The 20,518-nt window shown below is 34.2% G+C and carries 14 protein-coding genes; all 14 read left to right on the top strand.

The window, feature by feature from the left end:
* Window positions 1-6 precede the first annotated feature (6 nt).
* The 14 genes from Q5N74_RS05505 (at window position 7) to Q5N74_RS05570 (ending at window position 20,501) form a co-directional block, all read left to right on the top strand.
* Window positions 7-789: an SDR family oxidoreductase gene (locus tag Q5N74_RS05505; RefSeq protein WP_304387733.1), complete on the top strand. Its 783-nt coding sequence runs from the start codon at window positions 7-9 to the stop codon at window positions 787-789.
* A 33-nt stretch (window positions 790-822) separates the two neighbouring features.
* On the top strand, window positions 823-2,193 hold the full coding sequence (gene fucP / locus Q5N74_RS05510; protein WP_304387734.1) for an L-fucose:H+ symporter permease: 1,371 nt from the start codon (window positions 823-825) through the stop codon (window positions 2,191-2,193).
* A 12-nt stretch (window positions 2,194-2,205) separates the two neighbouring features.
* Window positions 2,206-2,535, top strand: a complete 330-nt coding sequence (locus Q5N74_RS05515; RefSeq protein WP_304387735.1) for an L-rhamnose mutarotase — start codon at window positions 2,206-2,208, stop codon at window positions 2,533-2,535.
* A gap of 36 nt (window positions 2,536-2,571) precedes the next feature.
* Window positions 2,572-3,720, top strand: a complete 1,149-nt coding sequence (locus Q5N74_RS05520) for an alpha-hydroxy acid oxidase (RefSeq protein ID WP_304387736.1) — start codon at window positions 2,572-2,574, stop codon at window positions 3,718-3,720.
* Window positions 3,721-3,757: 37 nt separating this feature from the next.
* Window positions 3,758-4,600 carry a 5-dehydro-4-deoxy-D-glucuronate isomerase gene (gene kduI / locus Q5N74_RS05525; protein WP_304387737.1) on the top strand — a complete coding sequence of 281 codons (843 nt, stop codon included), beginning with the start codon at window positions 3,758-3,760 and terminating at the stop codon, window positions 4,598-4,600.
* Window positions 4,601-4,605: 5 nt separating this feature from the next.
* The gene (locus Q5N74_RS05530) at window positions 4,606-5,400 is read left to right on the top strand and encodes a gluconate 5-dehydrogenase (RefSeq protein ID WP_304387738.1); all 795 of its coding nucleotides are present in this window, start codon (window positions 4,606-4,608) and stop codon (window positions 5,398-5,400) included.
* A 1-nt stretch (window position 5,401) separates the two neighbouring features.
* The gene (locus tag Q5N74_RS05535) at window positions 5,402-6,592 is read left to right on the top strand and encodes a DUF4861 domain-containing protein (RefSeq protein ID WP_304387739.1); all 1,191 of its coding nucleotides are present in this window, start codon (window positions 5,402-5,404) and stop codon (window positions 6,590-6,592) included.
* 12 nt (window positions 6,593-6,604) lie between these two features.
* Entirely contained in the window at window positions 6,605-7,576 is a 972-nt protein-coding gene (locus tag Q5N74_RS05540; protein ID WP_304387740.1) for a type I phosphomannose isomerase catalytic subunit, read from the top strand.
* 652 nt (window positions 7,577-8,228) lie between these two features.
* Window positions 8,229-10,550, top strand: a complete 2,322-nt coding sequence (locus tag Q5N74_RS05545; RefSeq protein ID WP_304387741.1) for a fasciclin domain-containing protein — start codon at window positions 8,229-8,231, stop codon at window positions 10,548-10,550.
* Between the two features lie 24 nt (window positions 10,551-10,574).
* Window positions 10,575-13,820 carry a SusC/RagA family TonB-linked outer membrane protein gene (locus Q5N74_RS05550; protein WP_304387742.1) on the top strand — a complete coding sequence of 1,082 codons (3,246 nt, stop codon included), beginning with the start codon at window positions 10,575-10,577 and terminating at the stop codon, window positions 13,818-13,820.
* A 21-nt stretch (window positions 13,821-13,841) separates the two neighbouring features.
* A complete protein-coding gene (locus tag Q5N74_RS05555) occupies window positions 13,842-15,302 on the top strand; it encodes a RagB/SusD family nutrient uptake outer membrane protein (protein ID WP_304387743.1) in 1,461 nt (486 codons plus the stop codon).
* A gap of 23 nt (window positions 15,303-15,325) precedes the next feature.
* Window positions 15,326-16,990: a fasciclin domain-containing protein gene (locus Q5N74_RS05560; RefSeq protein WP_304387744.1), complete on the top strand. Its 1,665-nt coding sequence runs from the start codon at window positions 15,326-15,328 to the stop codon at window positions 16,988-16,990.
* A 243-nt stretch (window positions 16,991-17,233) separates the two neighbouring features.
* The gene (locus Q5N74_RS05565) at window positions 17,234-18,898 is read left to right on the top strand and encodes a fasciclin domain-containing protein (RefSeq protein WP_304387745.1); all 1,665 of its coding nucleotides are present in this window, start codon (window positions 17,234-17,236) and stop codon (window positions 18,896-18,898) included.
* An 82-nt stretch (window positions 18,899-18,980) separates the two neighbouring features.
* A complete protein-coding gene (locus Q5N74_RS05570; RefSeq protein ID WP_304387746.1) occupies window positions 18,981-20,501 on the top strand; it encodes a fasciclin domain-containing protein in 1,521 nt (506 codons plus the stop codon).
* Window positions 20,502-20,518 lie beyond the last annotated feature (17 nt).

A 20,518-nucleotide genomic window follows, 5' to 3' on the forward strand; every position in this document is an offset into this window, starting at 1 on the left:
ATTCAAATGAATTTACAATTAGAAAATAAAGTAATTATAGTAACAGGAGGCTCTAAGGGTATTGGTTTAGGTATCGTTGAGTCTTTATTAAGGGAAAACGCGATTCCTGTAATTGTTACTAGAAATAAAGAAAGTGTTGTAGAGGTTTTAGAAACATTTAAAGAGCAAGGACACGATGTGTTTTATGCACTTGCTGAATTAACAGATCCAGAGCAATGTAAAAGTGCTGTGGCAGAAGTGGTTTCAAAATACGGGCGTATTGATGGGCTTGTAAATAATGCTGGTGTAAATGATGGTGTTGGTTTAGAAAGTGGTGATTATGAAGGTTTCATGTCTTCAATAAAACGCAACTTGGTGCATTATTATTTAATGGCACATTATGCATTACCAGAACTTAAGAAAAGTAAAGGTGCTATTGTAAATATAGGTTCTAAAACGGCTGATACCGGTCAAGGAGGTACTTCAGGCTATGCAGCTTCAAATGGAGGGCGTAATGCTTTAACCAGAGAATGGGCGGTAGAACTTTTACCTTACAGCATTCGTGTAAACGCATTAGTTGTAGCTGAATGTTATACGCCTTTATATGAAAAATGGATTAGTACTTTTCCTAATAAAGAAGAAAAATTAGCAGCCATAACAAAACACATTCCTTTAGAAAAAAGAATGACAACTGCCGAAGAAATTGGTGATACCGTGGCCTTTCTATTATCAAGTAAGTCGAGCCATACTACGGGACAGTTGTTGTATGTAGATGGTGGTTATACACATTTAGATAGATCAATCGAATAAATTCAATTAAACTCACCCTTAAACTAATTATACATGGATAACATTCATAAATCTCCAGTTGTTTCAAAACAAGTGTTATTACCTTTCATTTTAGTAACCTCTTTGTTTGCTTTATGGGGATTTGCAAACGCGGTAACCGACCCTATGGTGGGCGCATTTCAAAAAATATTAGAGCTTTCCAATACCCAAGCATCTATGGTGCAAATGGCATTTTATGGCGGGTATTTTTGTATGGCTCTGCCAGCAGCACTTTTTATGCGTAAATACTCTTATAAAGTAGGTATCCTAATTGGGTTGGCTTTATATGCAACAGGTGCCCTTTTATTTTATCCGGCAGCACAGGCAGAAAGCTTTTTGTTTTTCTGTTTAGGGCTATATGTATTAACTTTTGGGTTAGCCTTTTTAGAAACAGCGGCAAACCCTTATGCATTGGCTTTGGGTGCTAAAGAAACAGCAACACAACGTTTAAACTTAGCACAGGCTGTAAACCCATTGGGTTTAGTAGCTGGTTTGTTAATCGCCAAATTTTCAGTGAAGGAAAAATTGCAGTCGGATGACATTGCCGATTTTTCTACATTAAGTGATTCAACAAGAGATGCCATTCGTATTGCAGATTTATCTGTTATTCGCGATCCTTACGTGGTGCTTGGTTTGGTCATTATTGGTGTGTTTGTCTTGTTTTTGGTGAGCAAAATGCCACAATCTAAAGATGAAGGCGCGATGCCAAGTATTAAAGATACTTTCATAACCTTATTTAAAAACAATAAATACGTATTGGGTGTTGTGGCTCAAATATTATATGTAGGTGCACAAATTATGTGTTGGACTTATATTTACCACTATGTAAATGGGATGTTGCTTAAAAATGCTTTTGAAGTGTCTAGCATCAGTATTTTTGGATTAGAGTTTGAAAAAGATGCCTTTTATTATCAATTAATAGCTTTCGTGTTATTTGTTGTTGGTAGAGCTGTAGGTACCTATATGTTACGTTTTGTTAGTTCAGGAAAACTCCTGATGTCTTTCGCGTTATTAGCTGTATTATGTGTAGTTGGTACCATCTGGATTGATGGCATGTTTGGCTTATATAGTTTAGTTGGTATTTCATTTTGCATGTCTTTAATGTTCCCTACTATTTACGGGATTGCATTAGGCGATTTAACCGAAGAAGAATCTAAAGTTGGGTCTGCAGGCTTAGTTATGGCCATTGTGGGGGGGGCTTTAATGCCGTTTTTACAAGGAATGATTATCGATTTAGGTGGAAATGGTGTTGCAGACACTCAAATAATGGGTGTTGCAGAGGTTAATTTCTCATTCATTTTACCACTTTGCTGCTTTTTATACATCGCTTGGTATGGTTACACTGTTTTTAAAAACCATGAAACACCAAAAACTGTCATATCTTAAAACAAACCACTCATGAAACGTTATTGCTTTGCACTCGATCTTCATAATGATCAAAATTTAATAGATGAATACGTTAGTTATCATAAAAGCGTATGGCCAGAAATTCTAGAGAGCATCAAAGCCTCTGGAGTTATAGATGCTGAAATCTATTTAGTTCAAGACAGGTTGTTTATGATTGTAGAGGCAGAAGATGCTTTTACCTTAGAGAAAAAAGGCGAAATGGATTCTAAAAATGAAACCGTTCAAAAGTGGGAAACGCTCATGTGGTCCTATCAAAAAGCATTACCAAATTCAAAACCAGGAGAAAAATGGAAGCTTATGGAATGCATTTTTAAATTATAACACAAATTAGAATAAAAGAAATTATCACCAACAATAATGGCACATACTTTTAATACAAAATACCCATCTATAGACGATCTTAAAATAAAAGCACAAAAGCGGATGCCGCGTTTTGCTTTTGAATATTTAGATGGAGGCTGTAATGAAGATGTTAATCTTATTCGAAATACATCAGAGTTACGAGAAGTACAATTAAAACCAAATTATTTAAGGTCGCACCAAGGGTCTAGTTTAAAAACATCTTTATTCGGTATCGAATATGCTGCGCCTTTTGGAATAGCACCTGTTGGTTTACAAGGACTTATGTGGCCTAATGCGCCAGAAATTTTGGCGAAAGCCGCTTTTCAGCATAACATTCCATTTATATTAAGCACCGTAACAACGAGCAGTATAGAACGCGTGAGTGAATTAACCGAAGGAAAAGCTTGGTTTCAACTATACCATCCTGCCGAAAGTTCATTACGAGATGATATTATAAAACGAGCAGAAGCTGCAGAATGCCCTGTGTTGGTTATTTTGTGCGATGTTCCTACTTTTGGTTTTCGCCCTAGAGATATTAGAAATGGGTTAGCGATGCCTCCCAAAATGAGTATTCAAAACGTATTACAAGTTTTAGGAAAACCTGCTTGGGCGTTAAATACCTTGAGATACGGGCAGCCAAATTTTGAAACTTTAAAACCCTATATGCCTAAAGGTTTAGATTTAAAACAATTGGGTAAATTTATGGACCAAACTTTTTCTGGACGTTTGAATGCGGAAAGAATAAAGCCAATTCGCGATATGTGGAAAGGTAAGTTGGTTATAAAAGGCGTTGCGTCTCATGAAGATGCCGAAGAAGCCATCCGTTTAGGGTTAGATGGTATCATCGTTTCTAATCATGGTGGTAGACAGTTAGATGCTGGTGAATCGACCATCAGACCTTTAGAAAGTATTGCCCAAAAATATGGCGACCAAATAACAGTGATGATGGATAGTGGTATTCGCTCTGGTCCTGATGTTGCTAGAAGTTTAGCCAGTGGTGCCGAATTCACCTTTATGGGACGTAGTTTTATGTACGGTGTTGGTGCTTTGGGTAAACAAGGCGGTGACCATACCATTTCTTTGCTAAAAGCAGAATTACAACAAGTTATGGAGCAACTTTGTTGCGAAAAAGTAAGTGATTTTCCAAATCATTTAATCAAATAGAATAAATATTATACTAATTAAATAAAACCAATAGAAGATGAGTACAATTTATGAAAGCCGTTATGCATCAAGTCCACAAGCGGTAAAAAAGTACGATACGAAAGAGTTACGCGATGAGTTTTTAATTGATAACTTAATGCAAGCTGATAAAGTGATTCTAACATATACACACTACGATCGCTATATTGCAGGATCTGCAGTGCCAGTAGCAGGAACATTAAAACTAGAAGCTATCGACCCTTTAAAAGCACCTTATTTTTTAGAGCGTAGAGAATTGGGAATTATAAATGTTGGTGGTAATGGAACTGTTACAGTAGATGGTACAGTACACCAATTAGGTTTAAAAGATGCGCTTTACGTAGGTATGGGCAACAAAGAAGTTGTTTTTGCGAGTGAAGATGCGAACAACCCTGCTAAATTTTATTTTAATTCAGCACCAGCACATACTAATTTTCCAACAAAAAAAGTGAGTAAGGCGCAAGCTAATAAATTAGAATTAGGTTCTTTAGAAACAGCAAATCACCGTACGGTAAACCAAATGATTATTGGTGGTATTGTTACCACATGCCAATTACAAATGGGAATGACTGAATTAAAAACAGGAAGTGTTTGGAATACGATGCCAGCACACGTTCATGACCGTAGAATGGAGATTTATTATTATTTAGATATTCCTCAAGACCAAGCTGTTTGTCATTTTATGGGTGAGCCACAGGAAACACGTCATATTTGGATGCAAAATGATCAAGCGGTTATTTCTCCACCATGGTCTATTCACTCGGGTTCAGGAACGTCTAATTATACCTTTATTTGGGGTATGGCAGGAGAAAATTTAGATTACGGTGACATGGATGTTGCAAAAATAACCGATTTAAGATAAAAGATATGAGCACAAATTTATTTGATGTAAAAGGAAAAGTAGCCTTAGTAACCGGAAGTACTCATGGTTTAGGAATGGCTATGGCCAGAGGTTTAGGTTTAGCAGGAGCTACTATTATTGTAAATGGTAATTCTTCTCAAGCTAAGATTGATGCCGCTATTGCCGATTACCAAAAAGAAGGTATAAAAGCAGTAGGGTATAAGTTTAATGTGGTTGATGAAGAGCAAGTTAAAGAAGCCGTAGCTAAAATTGAAGCTGAAGTGGGACCAATTGATATTTTAATCAATAACGCAGGTATCATTAAGCGTACACCATTATTAGAAATGGAAGTAGCCGATTTTAGAGAGGTTATTGATATTGATTTAGTGAGTCCGTTTATTGTTTCTAAGCACGTTGTTAAAAACATGGTGCAAAGAAAACAAGGAAAGGTGATTAACATTTGCTCGATGATGAGTGAATTAGGTAGAAATAGTGTTGGTGCTTACGCAGCAGCTAAAGGCGGACTTAAAATGTTAACACAAAACATGGCTACAGAATGGGCGAAACATAACATTCAGGTAAATGGAATTGGCCCTGGTTATTTTGCAACTTCGCAAACAGAGCCTATTCGTGTTGAAGGACACCCTTTCAACGACTTTATTATCAACAGAACGCCTGCGGCTAAATGGGGAGATCCAAACGATTTGGCAGGAGCAGCTATCTTTTTAAGTTCTAAAGCTAGTGATTTTGTAAACGGACATGTAGTATATGTGGACGGTGGTATTTTAGCAACGATAGGAAAACCTTCAAACGAAAATTAATATGAAAAAAAGCGTATTTTATTTATGTGCCTTAGCAGTTGCCACACTTGTTAGTTGTGGAAAACAAGAGAAGGGAAATGCAGTTATTACTGTAAAGAATAATTTGGATATACCACGTGCTTTTGAAACGGTAGAAATACTTAAAGCAGATTTAAATTTAAATGAAGATCAAGATTTTGAATCATTGGAGGTTCGAGATGCTTTAAAACAAATACTTGTTGTTTCTCAATTTGTAGATCAAGATGGTGATGGTGAAGCAGATGTTTTGTTGTTTCAACCTAAATTAGAACCGAATTCTGAAAAACAGTATGAGTTGGTTGTGGTAGACGCTAGTTTACAACCGGTGTCTAAACAGAACTGTTTTTCTAGGTTTGTTCCAGAACGTACCGATGATTATGCATGGGAAAACAACAAAGTCGCTTTTAGAACTTACGGACCAACGGCTCAAAAAATGATTGAGGACGAGGTTGCAGGAGGTACTTTGTCTTCTGGAATTGATGCTTGGTTAAAAAAAGTAGAGTATCCAATTATTAATAAATGGTACGCTAAAAATGATAAAAACCCAGGTGCTTACCATAAAGATTCAGGCGAAGGCTTAGATAATTTCCATGTGGGTTCTAGTAGAGGTGTAGGTGGGTCTGCAGTAAAAAAAGATTCTACGTATTACATTTCTAAAAACTTTACATCTTGGAAAACGATTACCTCTGGACCTATTAGAACGAGTTTTGTTTTAGATTATGCCGATTGGGATGCAGATGGACAAACCATCACTGAACAAAAACACATTTCGTTGGATTATGGAAACAACTTGTCAAGATTTGAAATTCATACAACGGGTGCTGATGTTTTATCGGTAGGTTTAACACTTCATGAAAATGATGGTGAAATTAATGAAAACGTTGATAGAGGTTGGGTATCTTATTGGGAACCACATGGCGATTCAGAATTAGGAACTGCTATTGTTACTAAAGAAGGAAACATGGTGGCTTCAGAGTATTACGTAACACCATTACCAGACCGAAGTAACTTATACGCACAATTAAAAGTGGCAGACAACAAGGTGGTTTATTATGCTGGTTTCGCATGGAAAGAATCTGGGCAATATCCAACAAAAGCGTCTTGGGAGAAATACCTAAACGAATTTAGGCTTAAAATTAATAACCCATTAGAAGTTGTTTTTAATCAACAATAACAAGCGAATCGCATGACATTATATCCAATAAAATTTACACCCCTATATAAATATAGAATATGGGGCGGAAATAAGTTAAAAACGGTATTAAATAAAAATTATACCGAAGAGAATATCGGGGAGTCTTGGGAGATTTCAGATGTAAAAGGTGATGAAACTCTAGTGAGTGAAGGTGCTTTAGCAGGTAAGTCTTTAAGAGATCTAATAAAGGATTTTAAAGAAGATGCTGTGGGAGGCCATGTTTATAAAACATTTGGTGAGGAGTTTCCGTTGCTAATTAAATTTATTGACGCGAAAACACCGTTATCTATTCAAGTACACCCAAGTAACGAAATTGCTAAACAACGACACAATTCATTCGGTAAAAATGAGATGTGGTATGTTATGGAAGCAGAAAAGGATGCCGAATTGATTGTTGGTTTCAACCAAGAAGTTGATAAGGAGTCTTATATTAAGGCGTTAGATTCTGGCGAGATTTTAAAAGTATTAAATAACGACACCGTTTCTAAAGGTGATACTTATTACATACCAACTGGAAGAATTCATGCCATTGGTGCAGGAGTGATGTTAGCTGAAATTCAACAAACATCGGATATCACTTATAGAATTTACGATTATGATCGCGTAGATGCTACAACCGGAAAAACAAGAGAGTTGCATACCGATTTAGCAGTAGACGTGATAGATTATAGTTTTGAAGGTAATTATAAAACCGACTATTCTATAGCTGAAAATGGTACAAATACCTTGGTACACGCGCCATATTTCAAAACCAACATTGTAAATGTGAAAGGAACCATTGAAAAGGATTTTTCAAAATTAGATTCATTTGTAATTTACATTTGTGTTGAAGGTTCTTTAGATTTGGTTTTTGATGGCAAAGTGTATAAAGTCGCAAAAGGTGAAACGTTGTTTTTACCTGCAGCACTTAATAATGTGACCTTGAAATCTAATAATGCAGATGTGTTAGAGGTATATTACTAATTTACTTTTAAGTTCAATAGCAGCTCTTTAATGATGCCTTGTGGTATGTGTTATTGGAGTTCGTTTAAATGAATTCATAGTAAATAGAATTTAAATAGTCAATAAGGCGGGTTTTTAACCCGCCTTATTTTTTATAAAAGATTGACTTCTTCATCCTGATATCATAATAGCTCAATCAATTCTTTTTCAATTTAATTCAAATATTCATATCGAAAATTCAAGATGGGCCATTAAGTATTGATAATACCTTCAGTTAAAATTGAAAATTAATGCTTTGAGATATCCCTGAAATTGATTAATTTAATGTGCTCCAAAAGCCATTGTATAAATAATATTCGAAGTAAAGTATCTACTGTTTGGTTATTAATAATTTGAAATTTAAAACCGTAGGAATATACATTGATAATTGCTAAAGTGCCTAAAATAGTGGGTTTGTTTAGTTTAAATCATTAAAAAAGGGCGATAATTTATTGTATAAGAACGATAATTTATTGATTGTAAGCTATGTTTTTTCTTAATTAGCGTTAACAAATATTAACATTTCAATTCGTTGTATGTTAAATTACTGTTAACCTTAATTCAACTAAATATTAACTGTTAAAACAAGAACTAATCACATGAAATTTTTTACTAATCTCAATTACATTAAAATATGCTAAAAAATATAACGAAAAGAACAGGTGTAATTATGTTATTTATAATTATATCAACTTTTGGCTGTAAGCCTGATCCTCTCGAATTTGCTCGACCAAAAGATTTGGCTGGGACTATTTATTCACAGCTTGAATCCATGGGGAATTTTAATCATTATTTACAAAGTATTGATAAAACTGAGTATAAAGCTCCTTTGGTAAAAGGTGGGTCTTGGACTATTTTCGCTCCAACAGATGAAGCTTTTGAAAAGTTTATGCAAGCAGAAGGTTATACATCTGTAGATGATATACCATCTGATAGATTATTACATCTTGTTCAATATTCAATAATAATTAGTGGATGGAATACGAACACATTAACTTATGGTGTAAATAATACTGGTTTTTACGCGGGTAGTAATTTTAAGCGTTATACACAGTATAAAGATACTATTGAGACTATAAACACTGAAAACTATAAACTTTATGAAACAGCTAACACGCCACCTCCTGGTGTGTATAGAGTTGATCCAAGTTATGGAAGAATAAAACCTACAACATATTTTCTTCAATCTTATTTTGATGCAAAATCTAATTTTGAAATCGCTGATTACGGATTTATGTTCCCTGGCGAAACATTTTCTCAAGATGGTATGAAGGTTTTTGAGGCCAATGTGTCACAAACTAATATTGTAGCAGAGAACGGATTAATTTATGCTTTAGATAAGGTAATTGAGCCAAGAAAAACGCAATACCAAAACCTTACTTCGGAAGAATATGGTGGAAAGTACACACGTTTTAAAGAATTATTAGAACGTTTTGGATATATGAACTTTAGAGGTAATGTGCTTAATGAAGTAACAGGTGAAACAGAACCTCTTTATTACTTGAGTTTCTTAACTGGTATTACATCTAATAATTTACCTTTTAACCCTTACGATGAAGCGTATCCAAGATTGCTTAATAATGTGGATAGAACATTAGCAAACGGAACAGGTTTAGTAGTACCTACCAACGATGCTTTGGAAGCATACCTGCAAGGAGATAGTATTCTTGGTCAATTTTATGATTCTTATGATGATATGCCATTGGATGTACTTGGTAAATTTCTTAGTACATTTTTCTTTACAGACTTTTGGACACTTTGTCCTAGTAACCAAGGGCAAACTTTAAATGTAGGTTTACAACCCGTAGATTACAGTTTAGATGATGTTGTAGATCAAAAGTTTTGTAGTAATGGATTTTTTGTTGGTGTAGATAAAGTGTATACCAATGCTAATTTTTCAACAATTTTAGGACCATTATTATTAGATCCTAATTACACAATTATGCTAAAAGCGGTACAAGATTTAGGTATCGATGTAGCGTTGCAAAGTAAGGGTTCTCAATTCTCTGTATTCGGAATTAAAAATGATCAATTCGTAAATATTGCAGATCCTAACAGTGATTCAAGAATAATAACAATAAAAGATTGGACTGAAGATTTATCTGTAATTCAAATTACGGTATCAGGCGATTCTAATGCTGCAAATAATAGAGACTACCCTATAGATATTGACAGGCCTACATCTGCTGATGTAAGTTATGTAACTACAACTTTAAAAGATATTGTTCTTAACCAAATAGTAGAAAAGTCTGTAGATCTTAATAGTAATAACTATTATGCAACAAAAAGTGGTGAATTTATTTATGCCTCTGAAGGTAATAAAGTATCTGGTGGTGGTAATTTAAACGATCCTTCACTAGTTCTTTCAACTAGAAATACTGATAACGGTAATTTTTATGAAATGTCTCGTCCTATAGAAAGACCTTTAAGGTTTACCTATGGTGCTTTAGTAGATAATTCAGCAACATTCTCGAAATTTATTGAAGTGATGGAAGCTGCAGCTGGTTTTGTTGCAATACCTAATAATTCAACGGATAAGTTGGTAAGCTTCTTAAATTTACAAAGAACATTTACGTTGTTGGCACCAAATAATGTTGCCGTAAACCAAGCTATTTCAGATGGTGTTATTGTAGAGCCAAGTACTATAAGTTCTTTATCAGCTTTAGAACAAGCTATCGCAAAACAAAATCTTTTAAATTTTGCTAAAAGGCATTTTATACAACAAGCTATTCCTACAAATGGTACAACAGTAGGGTCATACCCGTCTATGTATTTTGGAAAAGTTATAGATTTTGTACCAGTTTACGATGAGTATTTATTCGAAAACGACCATGCAACATCAAATTTAACAATAAAAAAACCAGCTACTGGAGCAGTTATAACTGAAACAGGAGCCGTGACAAACCTATTGTCCAAAAGGGTAATCATTCACGAAATTGAAAATTATTTAAACTAGAAAACCAACAAAAGCTTGATAAGTATGAAGGATAAACACAAGTCATATTCATATGCCTTAATAATAGTGTTTGCATTGTTCTCAATGTACAACATGTCTGCACAGTCTAGAGTTATTATTACAGGTACAGTGACCTCAGAATTGGATGAACCGTTAACAGGAGCGACAATTGCTGAAAAAGATAAAAACAATCGTATTGTAAGAGGTGTAGTTGCCGATTTCAATGGAAATTATTCCATTCAGGTTACCAATCCGGAAAACACCTTAACATTCTCATTTGTTGGATTTGTAACAAAGGAAATTGTACCAGGTAGCCAAAGAGAAATAAATATTAAATTAAAAGAAGATATTTCAGAATTAGGAGTTATCATGATACGTGCCAATAAAAAGGTATTTACAGGTGATTTTGAAATGGATAAACGCCGTATAGCTACAGCGATGGAAACCATTGATATGAAAGATATTAGTGAAACCGTTTCTACAAGTCTTGTCGATCAATTACAAGGACGTTTAAGTGGTGTGGATATTGTAGCGAGTTCAGGAGAACCTGGTGCGGGAATGTCCATCAGAATTCGTGGAACATCATCATTAAACGCTTCTTCAGAGCCGTTAATTGTTATTAATGGTATTCCATTTGAAACAGAAGTGGATGCGCTTTTCGATTTTGGTTCTGCTGATGAGCAGCAATATGCTGCCTTAATTGGGGTTTCACCAAATGATATCGAAGAGATTTCAGTATTAAAAGATGCTGCTGCAACCGCTCAATATGGTTCTCGTGCAGCGAATGGAGTATTACTTATTAAAACAAAAAGAGGTAGTAAAGGAAAAGCGCGCTTTTCTTATAGTTATAGAGGTAGTGTTGGATGGCAACCAGAAGGAATGCCTATGTTAAATGGAGATCAATATTCAACCCTTATTAAAGAAGAACTTACTGCTGTGAATGATTTAGTAAGTCGTCCACAAATAGAGTATGATCCTAATTACGTGGACTACAATCTTTATAATAAGAACGTTAATTGGGTTGATGAAATAACGCAATTAGGTTACACACATGAAAACTTTTTAGGTGTTTCTGGTGGTGGAGAAAAATCAGCTTACCGTGTTTCTGCTAGTTATAAAAACCAACAAGGTACTACTATTGGTAGTGGACTTAAAACCTTTACAACTAGAACTATTTTAGATTATAACATTTCGAATAAAATTTCTATTTCTACGGAATTGGCATATACGCATGGTTCTCTAGATAGATCTTACTCAAGAGATAGTGGAGATAATAGAGGTATTAGAGCATTAGCATTAGTTAAAATGCCAAACCAATCTATTTATGAATTAGATGAGTTTGGAAACCCAACGGATGTGTATTTTACACCTTTAAATGCGTTTCAAGGTAGTGGGTCATTTTATTACAATCCAGTAGCGATGGCAAAGTTATCTACCACCAATACTGAGAATAATAGAATTACGCCAACTTTTAGAATTAATTATAAGCCAACAAGACAGTTAACTTATCAATCTTATATCGCTTTCGATATAAACTCAGATAAAGAAACAAACTTTCTTCCTGAATCGGCATTTGGAGCAGCATGGACAAGTTCTGGTGCTAACCAAGCAAGATTTGCAGATGGTGAATTTTTTGTAATGCGTACTGAAAATAAACTTATTTGGAATCCTAAATTAGGTGATGACCATTCTGTTTTTACAAGTGGAACCATTCAAACTTATGATAAAACAAGTCAAGGATATTCTGCAATAACAAGTAATTCTCCAAGTAGTTTAATACAAACGCCTATTGCTCAAACAAGAATTGAAGGTTCGGGTAACGGATTATCTTCTAGTTTTTCACAAAACAGATCGATAGCGTATAACTTGATGTTCAACTACCAATTTTTAGATCGCTATATTTTAAGTGGTGGTATTCGTTCTGAAGGAAATTCTAGATTTGGTAGTAGTTATAGATATGGAACTTTCCCTAGTATTGCTGGTAAATGGATTCTTTCTGATGAACCATTTTTGGAAAAATACGATTTTATAGACGAATTAGGTCTTAGAGCCAGTTATGGTGTAAATGGTAACTCACCTAACTTTAACTACGGGCAGTATAACACCTATTCTACATACAATTACGATTATCTTGGTGAGCGTCCGGTATTTCCAGACAACATGGAGTTGACTGATTTAAGATGGGAAACTATCATTCAAAGTAACTTAGGACTTACCTATTCATTTTTTAACAACCGTGTAAGTGGAGATTTAGAATTTTACAAAAAAGAAACTAAAGATTTATTAGGTAAAAACACTGCAATTCCTTCTTCATCTGGTTTTTCAAACTTACCTTTTCTTAATTTAGGAAATATTTCTAACGAAGGTTTTGAGTTAAGTGTTAGAACAAAAATAATTCAGAACGATGATTTTTCATTGGAAATGAATTTCAACATTGCACGTAATACCAACCTTATCACAAAAATTTCTGAAGCGCAAGATGTTGAGGACGGAGATCCTTTTGCTACAGGTCCAAATGGTTACCTTAAAAGAATCCAAGAGAATAACCCAATTGGTTCATTCTACGGTTACAGATACTTAGGTGTATATAGCACAACGGATGAATTAGTAGCACGCGATGAAAATGGCGATATTATATACGATTTAAACGGTACACCAAAACCTATGGTGTTTAACGAAAGTAGAGAGTTTAGAGCAGGTGAGGCTAAGTATGAAGACGTAAATAATGATGGTAGTATTGACCGTTTGGATGTTGTTTACTTAGGTAACGCTAACCCTTTATTATATGGTGGTTTTGGTCCAACAATTAGATACAAAAACTTGTCTCTAAATGCATTCTTTAATTTTAGATATAACCAAAAGGTAATAAACCTTGCTAGAATGGAAACGGAGAGTATGGATAGTTATGACAATCAAAACACAGCCGTTTTACGTAGATGGAGATTTGAAGGTGATGTAACAGATATTCCTAGTGCTGTTTTAAATAGCCCTGTGAATACATTGGCTTCCGATCGTTTTCTTGAAGATGCTTCGTTTTTAAGAATGAAGTTTATAACGCTTAAATACGATTTACCAAAAACGTTTATTCAAAAACTTAACTTTACAAACGCATCGCTGTTTGTTACAGGAACAGATTTGTTAACTTTTACTAAATATTCTGGTCCAGATCCAGAAACAGGAAGTAGTAGTGATTGGAAAAAACTTGGTTATGATACGAATCAAACACCAAGATCACAACAGGTAACTTTAGGGGTAAATCTGACATTCTAAATTGTAAAATTTAAAAACATTATGAAAAGAAACATAATTAAAATATACGCCATCATTCCAATACTATTTATAACATTGTTTTCATGCGATAGTTATTTACAATTGGAACCACAAGATAGTTTAATACAACAAGAGTTTTGGCAAAACAAAGAACAAGTATCTGCCGCTCTTGCAGGGTGTTATGCATCTATGAACCAGTCTGGTTTTACAGATAAAGTATTGTTATGGGGAGAACTAAGAGGAGACATGTTGGTTTCCTTAAGAGCCGGTAACAACCAAAATAATATGCTTAAGAACTATATGTTCCCTAGTAATTCATTTGTAGATTGGAGCCAGTTTTACAAAACTATTAACCATTGTAATTTGGTTTTAACCTTTGCCGATCAAGCGCAAGCAAATGATTTGTCTTTTTCGGAGCAAGAGTTAAAAAGAGTTAAAGCAGAAGCTCTAACTATTCGCTCTTTAGTTTACTCTATATTAGTTAAAAACTTTAGAGAGGTTCCGTTAATATTAACGGCTACGGCTAATACCGATACAGATTTTTACCCAGCTAAAAATACAGAAGATGAAATTATAGCTCAAATTACATCAGATCTTGAAGCTGCAGTAAATGATCTTAATTTAGGGTTTGCACAATCACCAGCCCACGATAAAGGAAAAATGACTAAAGGTGCTGCATTAGCAATACTTGCAGATGTTTATTTATGGGATGAGCAGTACGATAATTGTATATCTGCTACGAATCGTCTTGTAGACTTGAATAAATACCGTTTGGTAGATGGAGCTGATTGGTTTAACGATATCTTTTTCGAAGGTAATTCAGACGAAGGAATTTTTGAACTTCAATTTAGTGATATCAATTCCACATTAAGAAATTCATTTTATATAGGTAATCCTACCTATGCACCGTACAGTCAAATATTTCAATTGTACAACGAATTTCCTGATGATATAAGAGGTAATTTTGCAACTTTTGGTATGTTTCAGAATACTGTTTTTAAATATGCAGGGGTAGATGATACTGGTGTTTACAGAGGGCAAGACCAGTTTTATAATACATTTATATTTTATAGATATGCCGATGTTTTGTTAATGCAAGCTGAAGCCTATATACTTTCTACAGCAAATAAAGATTTAAACAAGGCTTATAATCTTATTAGCCAAGTGCATGAGCGTGCTATTGGGGCACCTTTAGAGTCTACGGGTACAGAAGGTGAATTATTAAGTGCGCTATTATTAGAACGCCAAAAAGAATTGGCTTTCGAAGGTAAAAGATGGTACGATATATTACGATTTGCGAAACGTAATGATTTCGAAAATCAGTATCTTATATTCGATTTGGCAGCAGTAAAAGCTGGACCAGACGATTATGAGCAAATTTTAAGTTATTTCTCTGAGAAAGAATCTTATTATTTGCCAATATATTTAAATGAGGTTAACTTGAATTCTAATTTAGTTCAGAATCCTTATTATGAAAACTAAAACTAAAATTTAAACTATATATTATGAAAATTAACAAACTTATTACATGGTTAGGGGGCGTCGTATTAATTATGGTCGTCAGTGTAGGATGTAAAGACGATCTTGATGACTCGACGTTCTTTACATCGGATGATATGACTGTTGTTCAAACATTAGAATCAAAACCAGAGACGTTTTCGTCTTACGTTGAGATACTTAAATTAACAGATACTTACAATGCGTTTAAGAGTTATGGTAATTATACCAGTTTTGCTCCAACAAACGCGGCTGTAAAGACGTATTTGATGAAAAAATTTAATGTAGAATCGGTAAGTGAAATAACAAACCCTGAGGATATTGAATTTTTAAAAACGGTAGTAAAGTTCCAAACGATACCATCAGGTAGAGGTACTAGTGGCTTTGTTGAGGGAAGACTTGCAGATACCACGTACACGGGGGATTACCTTACAACATCCTTTTTAAAAGGTGGTGGTATAGCTAATGTTGAAATTAATCGTACCGTTGGGATTGAGGAGTATGATATTAGAGCCAGTAATGGCCTTATACATACCATTAATGGCGTGTTAGATCCATATGTTGATCCAGTACCTTTAGTAATGGAAAAAGCGGGGAAACATACTATTTTTGTTGAAGCTTTAAAACAAACGGGGCTTTATGAAAAGTTTTCGGTTGTATTCAATGAATTTGGTTCTAAGAACAATTTCACCATTTTAGCAGAAACAGATGAAGTTTATGCTCAAGAGGGTATCAACTCTTTTCAAGATTTGGTAGATAGATTTTCTCCAGGAGATACTGATTTTACCAATACTCAAAATGAGTTAAACAGGTTTGTAGCCTATCATGCTACACAGAATTTTTTATATTCAAGAAACTTTCCAGATGATGCTTTTGTAAATTCATATTTAGAAAGAAACGCATGGAAATCGTTTAAAACGGATACGGAACTTAGAATAAATGAAACTGAAACGGGAGTGGATGATACTTGGACATCATTGATAATTAATGAAAGTAACTTTCCTGCTAAAAATGGTGTATACCATACGGTAAATAAGTTGTTTACGATATTCACACCAAAACCTAAACACATTATTTTTGATGTGGTAAGCGATCAGCCAGAATACCAATCTAGGTTAATTAGACCAGGAGCAAGAGTCCCTAGTACATCATGGGAATTTATTAGATGGTTTCCAGAAGGTAACAAACGTTATTTACAACAATCAAACAGGGTAAACTTAAACTATAACATTTTAGATGTAGGTGGTTATTCTTGGATAGAATTTGATACGCCCGTATTACCTAAAGGAAAATACGAAATGTTGATTTCTAGTAATGGCGGTAATAGAGCCAGAGGTATTTTTCAGGTATATTGGGATGGTGAACCTATCGGATCTCTTTATGATTTAACTTTAAATGCAAACGGGAAAGGATATCCAGATGTAGCACTTATGGCATCTAGAGGATGGCGTCATGGTTACAAATGTATTACAAACAGAGCGGGGAATAGTCAATATGATTCTCACAGTCCTAGTAGGTTTATTATAACCCAAGAATTACTTTGTCCAGTACAACAACGTCATGTTTTTAGGCTAGAAGCTGTTAAAGCAGGTGGTAGCCCAATAGATTATATTGAGTGGATACCAGTTGTTGAAAATGGACCAGCCGATGATTCTGAATGTTATGATGATTAAAGATTAATAAATCAACAGATTTCTATATATAAATTGATGATAGTAAAGAATTTAAAATTGAGCAATATAAATATGGCATAGTAAATTTAATTGGCTTAAAAGTAGTAACTAACCTTGTGAAGGAGAAAACAAGGTTAGTTATTACAATAAAATTTTAAGCATTAGTCAGCGCTTTATTTTATTCTCCATTGTATTAAAATTAAAATATTTTTAACCCTAATTTAATTCAAAACTCATATTGTTATGAAAAATAATAGATTTATTACTTGGATTGGAGGGCTTGCGCTAGTTATGCTTGGCATGATTGGATGCAATGACAATCTCGATGGAACCACATTCTTTACTTCGGATCAAATGACGATCATTCATACATTAGAATCTCAACCAGAGACCTTTTCGTCTTATGTAGAGATTCTTAAAAAAACAGACTTTTACAATGCTTTTAAAAGCTATGGAAATTACACCTGTTTTGCACCAACCAACGAAGCTGTTAAAGCGTATATAAAAGAAAAATTTAATGTAGAATCGGTAAGCGAAATTACGAATGCTGAAGATATTGAGTTTTTGAGAACTGTTGTAAAGTTTCAAACAATACCAACAGGAAGAGGAACCAGTGGTTTTGTAGAAGGCAGACTTGCCGATACGACTTTTACGGGTGATTACCTTACAACATCCTTTTTAAAAGGAGGCGGTATAGCGAATGTGGAAATTAACCGCACTGTAGGTTTAGAGGAGTACGATATAAGTACTAGTAATGGTCTTATACACACAATAAACGGTGTATTAGATCCTTATGTGGACCCAGTGCCTGTAGTTTTAGATAAAGCTGGTAAGCATACCATTTTTGTTGAAGCTTTAAAGCAAACAGGATATTATGAAACCTTTTCTGTTATTTTTAATGAATTCGGTTCAAAAACCAACTTTACTATTTTAGCAGAATCAGATGTGGTTTACGGGCAAGAGGGTATTAATTCATTTAATGATTTAGTAAGTAGAATTTCTCCTAATGATACAGATTTTACCAATCCAGAAAATGAATTAAATAGGTTTGTTGCATACCATGCTACACAAAACTTTTTATATACAAGAAATTTTCCAAATGATGCATTCGTAAATACGGTGTTACCAAGAAATGCTTGGAAATCGTTTAAAACAGATAAAGAACTTAAAATAAACGAAACTGAAACGGGTGAGAATGATACTTGGATTTCATTACTAGTTAATGAAAGTAATTTTCCTGCTAAAAATGGTGTTTACCATACGGTAAATAAGTTGTTTACTATTTTCACGCCAAAACCAAAGCACATTATTTTTGATGTGGTAAGCGATCAGCCTGAAATTCAATCGCGATTAATTTCGGCAGGTGCCAACGTACCAAGTACGTCATATGAGTTTATTAGATGGTTTCCAGAAGGCAACAAACGTTATTTACAACAATCAAACAGAATAAACTTAAACTATAATGTATTAGATGTAGGTGGGTATTCTTGGATAGAGTTTGATACGCCGGTATTACCTAAAGGAAAATATGAAATGTTGGTGTCAAGTAACGGAGGTAATAGTGCCAGAGCTATACTTCAAGTTTATTGGGATGGAGAGCCTATTGGTTCGCTATATGATTTAACACTAAGCACATCTGGTAAAGGATATCCTGATGAAGCACTTATGGAATCTAGAGGCTGGCGTCATGGCTATAAATGTATTCAAAACAATGCAGGAGTTAGCCAATATGATACTGCTGCGGCTAGTAGATTTATTATAACCAAAGAACTACTATGTCCAGAACAGCAACGTCATGTTATTCGATTTGAAGCTGTTAAAGCAGGTGGTAGCCCAATAGATTATATAGAGTGGATACCAGTTGTTGATAATGCACCAGCAGACGATTCAGACTGTTATAATGATTAGAAACTATTAAACAAGAAGGAATCCAATGATAACCTAAATTGGATTCCTTTATATTAAGAAAAAAATAATTAAACAATTAATAATGAAGAACAAAAACAATTGCATATTTAATTTCAGTCGATTACTGGTAATCGTTTGTATTTTCCTTACGGTCAGCTGTAAAGAAGAAGCTTGGGATGACCACTACGACCAACAAGATTCGAGACTAGAAAAGAACATATTCACGGTATTGTCTGAAAATCCAGAATATTCAACATTTGTTACTTTACTTGAGCAAACTGGCTATAATAGTCAATTACAAACATCACAAGCATTTACCGTTTGGGCGCCTAACAACGCTGCTTTTTCTCAAGTATCTAGTGCTATACTAAACGATCCAGAATCATTGAAGGAGTTAATAGGGAATCACATAAGTTTGTTTTCTTACAATACAACTAGTAAGCCAGAAACCCTTGTTAAAATGTTCAATGATAAATATATTGAATTTATTAATACTTCTGGATCCTCTACGTTTGGAGGTATAGAGCTTGCAACTAAAGACATGCTGACGTCTAATGGTATTTTGCACACTATAAATGAAGTTTTAGAAGTAAGCCCAAATATTTGGGGATACCTTAACAATAACGCAAGCGAATACCCTTCGTTAATGACTTTTTTAACTCAATTTAACGAAACTGTTTTTGACGAGCAAAGTAGTGTTAAAATAGGAACCAACTCTTTAGGACAAGCTGTTTACGATTCCGTTTTTGTGTCATCAAATTCTTATTTCAAAACCATTGGTGATTTAAGCTCTGAAGAAAGACGTTATTCTTTTATTGGTTTAACAGAACCTGCTTATACTGGAATTTACAATATATTTAAAGATTACTATAATTATCCTGTTGCAGATTCTATTAAGGCGAACACAGATAAAACTATTTTTAGTAACCTAAATTTTCAAGCTGTTGATATTAACGATTTAAGTGGTAATCCAATTGCTACTACAAAAGGAAATCTAGTTACATTAAATCCTAATGCTATCACAGAGAATGTGGCTTTAAGTAACGGAAATGTATTTGTTGTAAACGAATTAAATTACGACCCAAAAAATGTAATTTATAAACCAATAACTTACGAGATTGAAAATACAGACAGAAGAGTTTCTGGTGATCCAATTGCCTTAACAATTCAAAAAAGGTTTAGTAGAGCAGCTTCAGGCCAATTCTATAATGTGGTTAATTTAAGTCAACACCCAACTGCAGGAGGAACCAATAACTATTTTGAAATAGCTTTTAGCAATGTATTATCTGCAAGTTATACGCTACACTTAAAATTTGTACCAATAGGAGCTTCTAAACCGACGAAGTTAAAGGCTGAATTTAGCTATTTAGATGCTAATAAAAACCTAATAGTAAACACCATTGAAGATATAGAAGTAGGTAACCAAGACGATGAAGAAATCCAAATTGGAGGTCCATATGATTTACCTGTGTTTATTAATAAAGAAAAGACCAATAGTTATTTTGTGAAACTAAAGCTATTTGTTGATGTTAGTGAACCTGAACTTATATTATTTGATCGCACGTTTGGAATTGACTATGCAAAATTAGTTCCAACAGAATAAGACAACTAAAAATTAAA

This window comes from Mariniflexile sp. AS56 (assembly GCF_030552475.1).
Lineage (GTDB): Bacteria > Bacteroidota > Bacteroidia > Flavobacteriales > Flavobacteriaceae > Mariniflexile.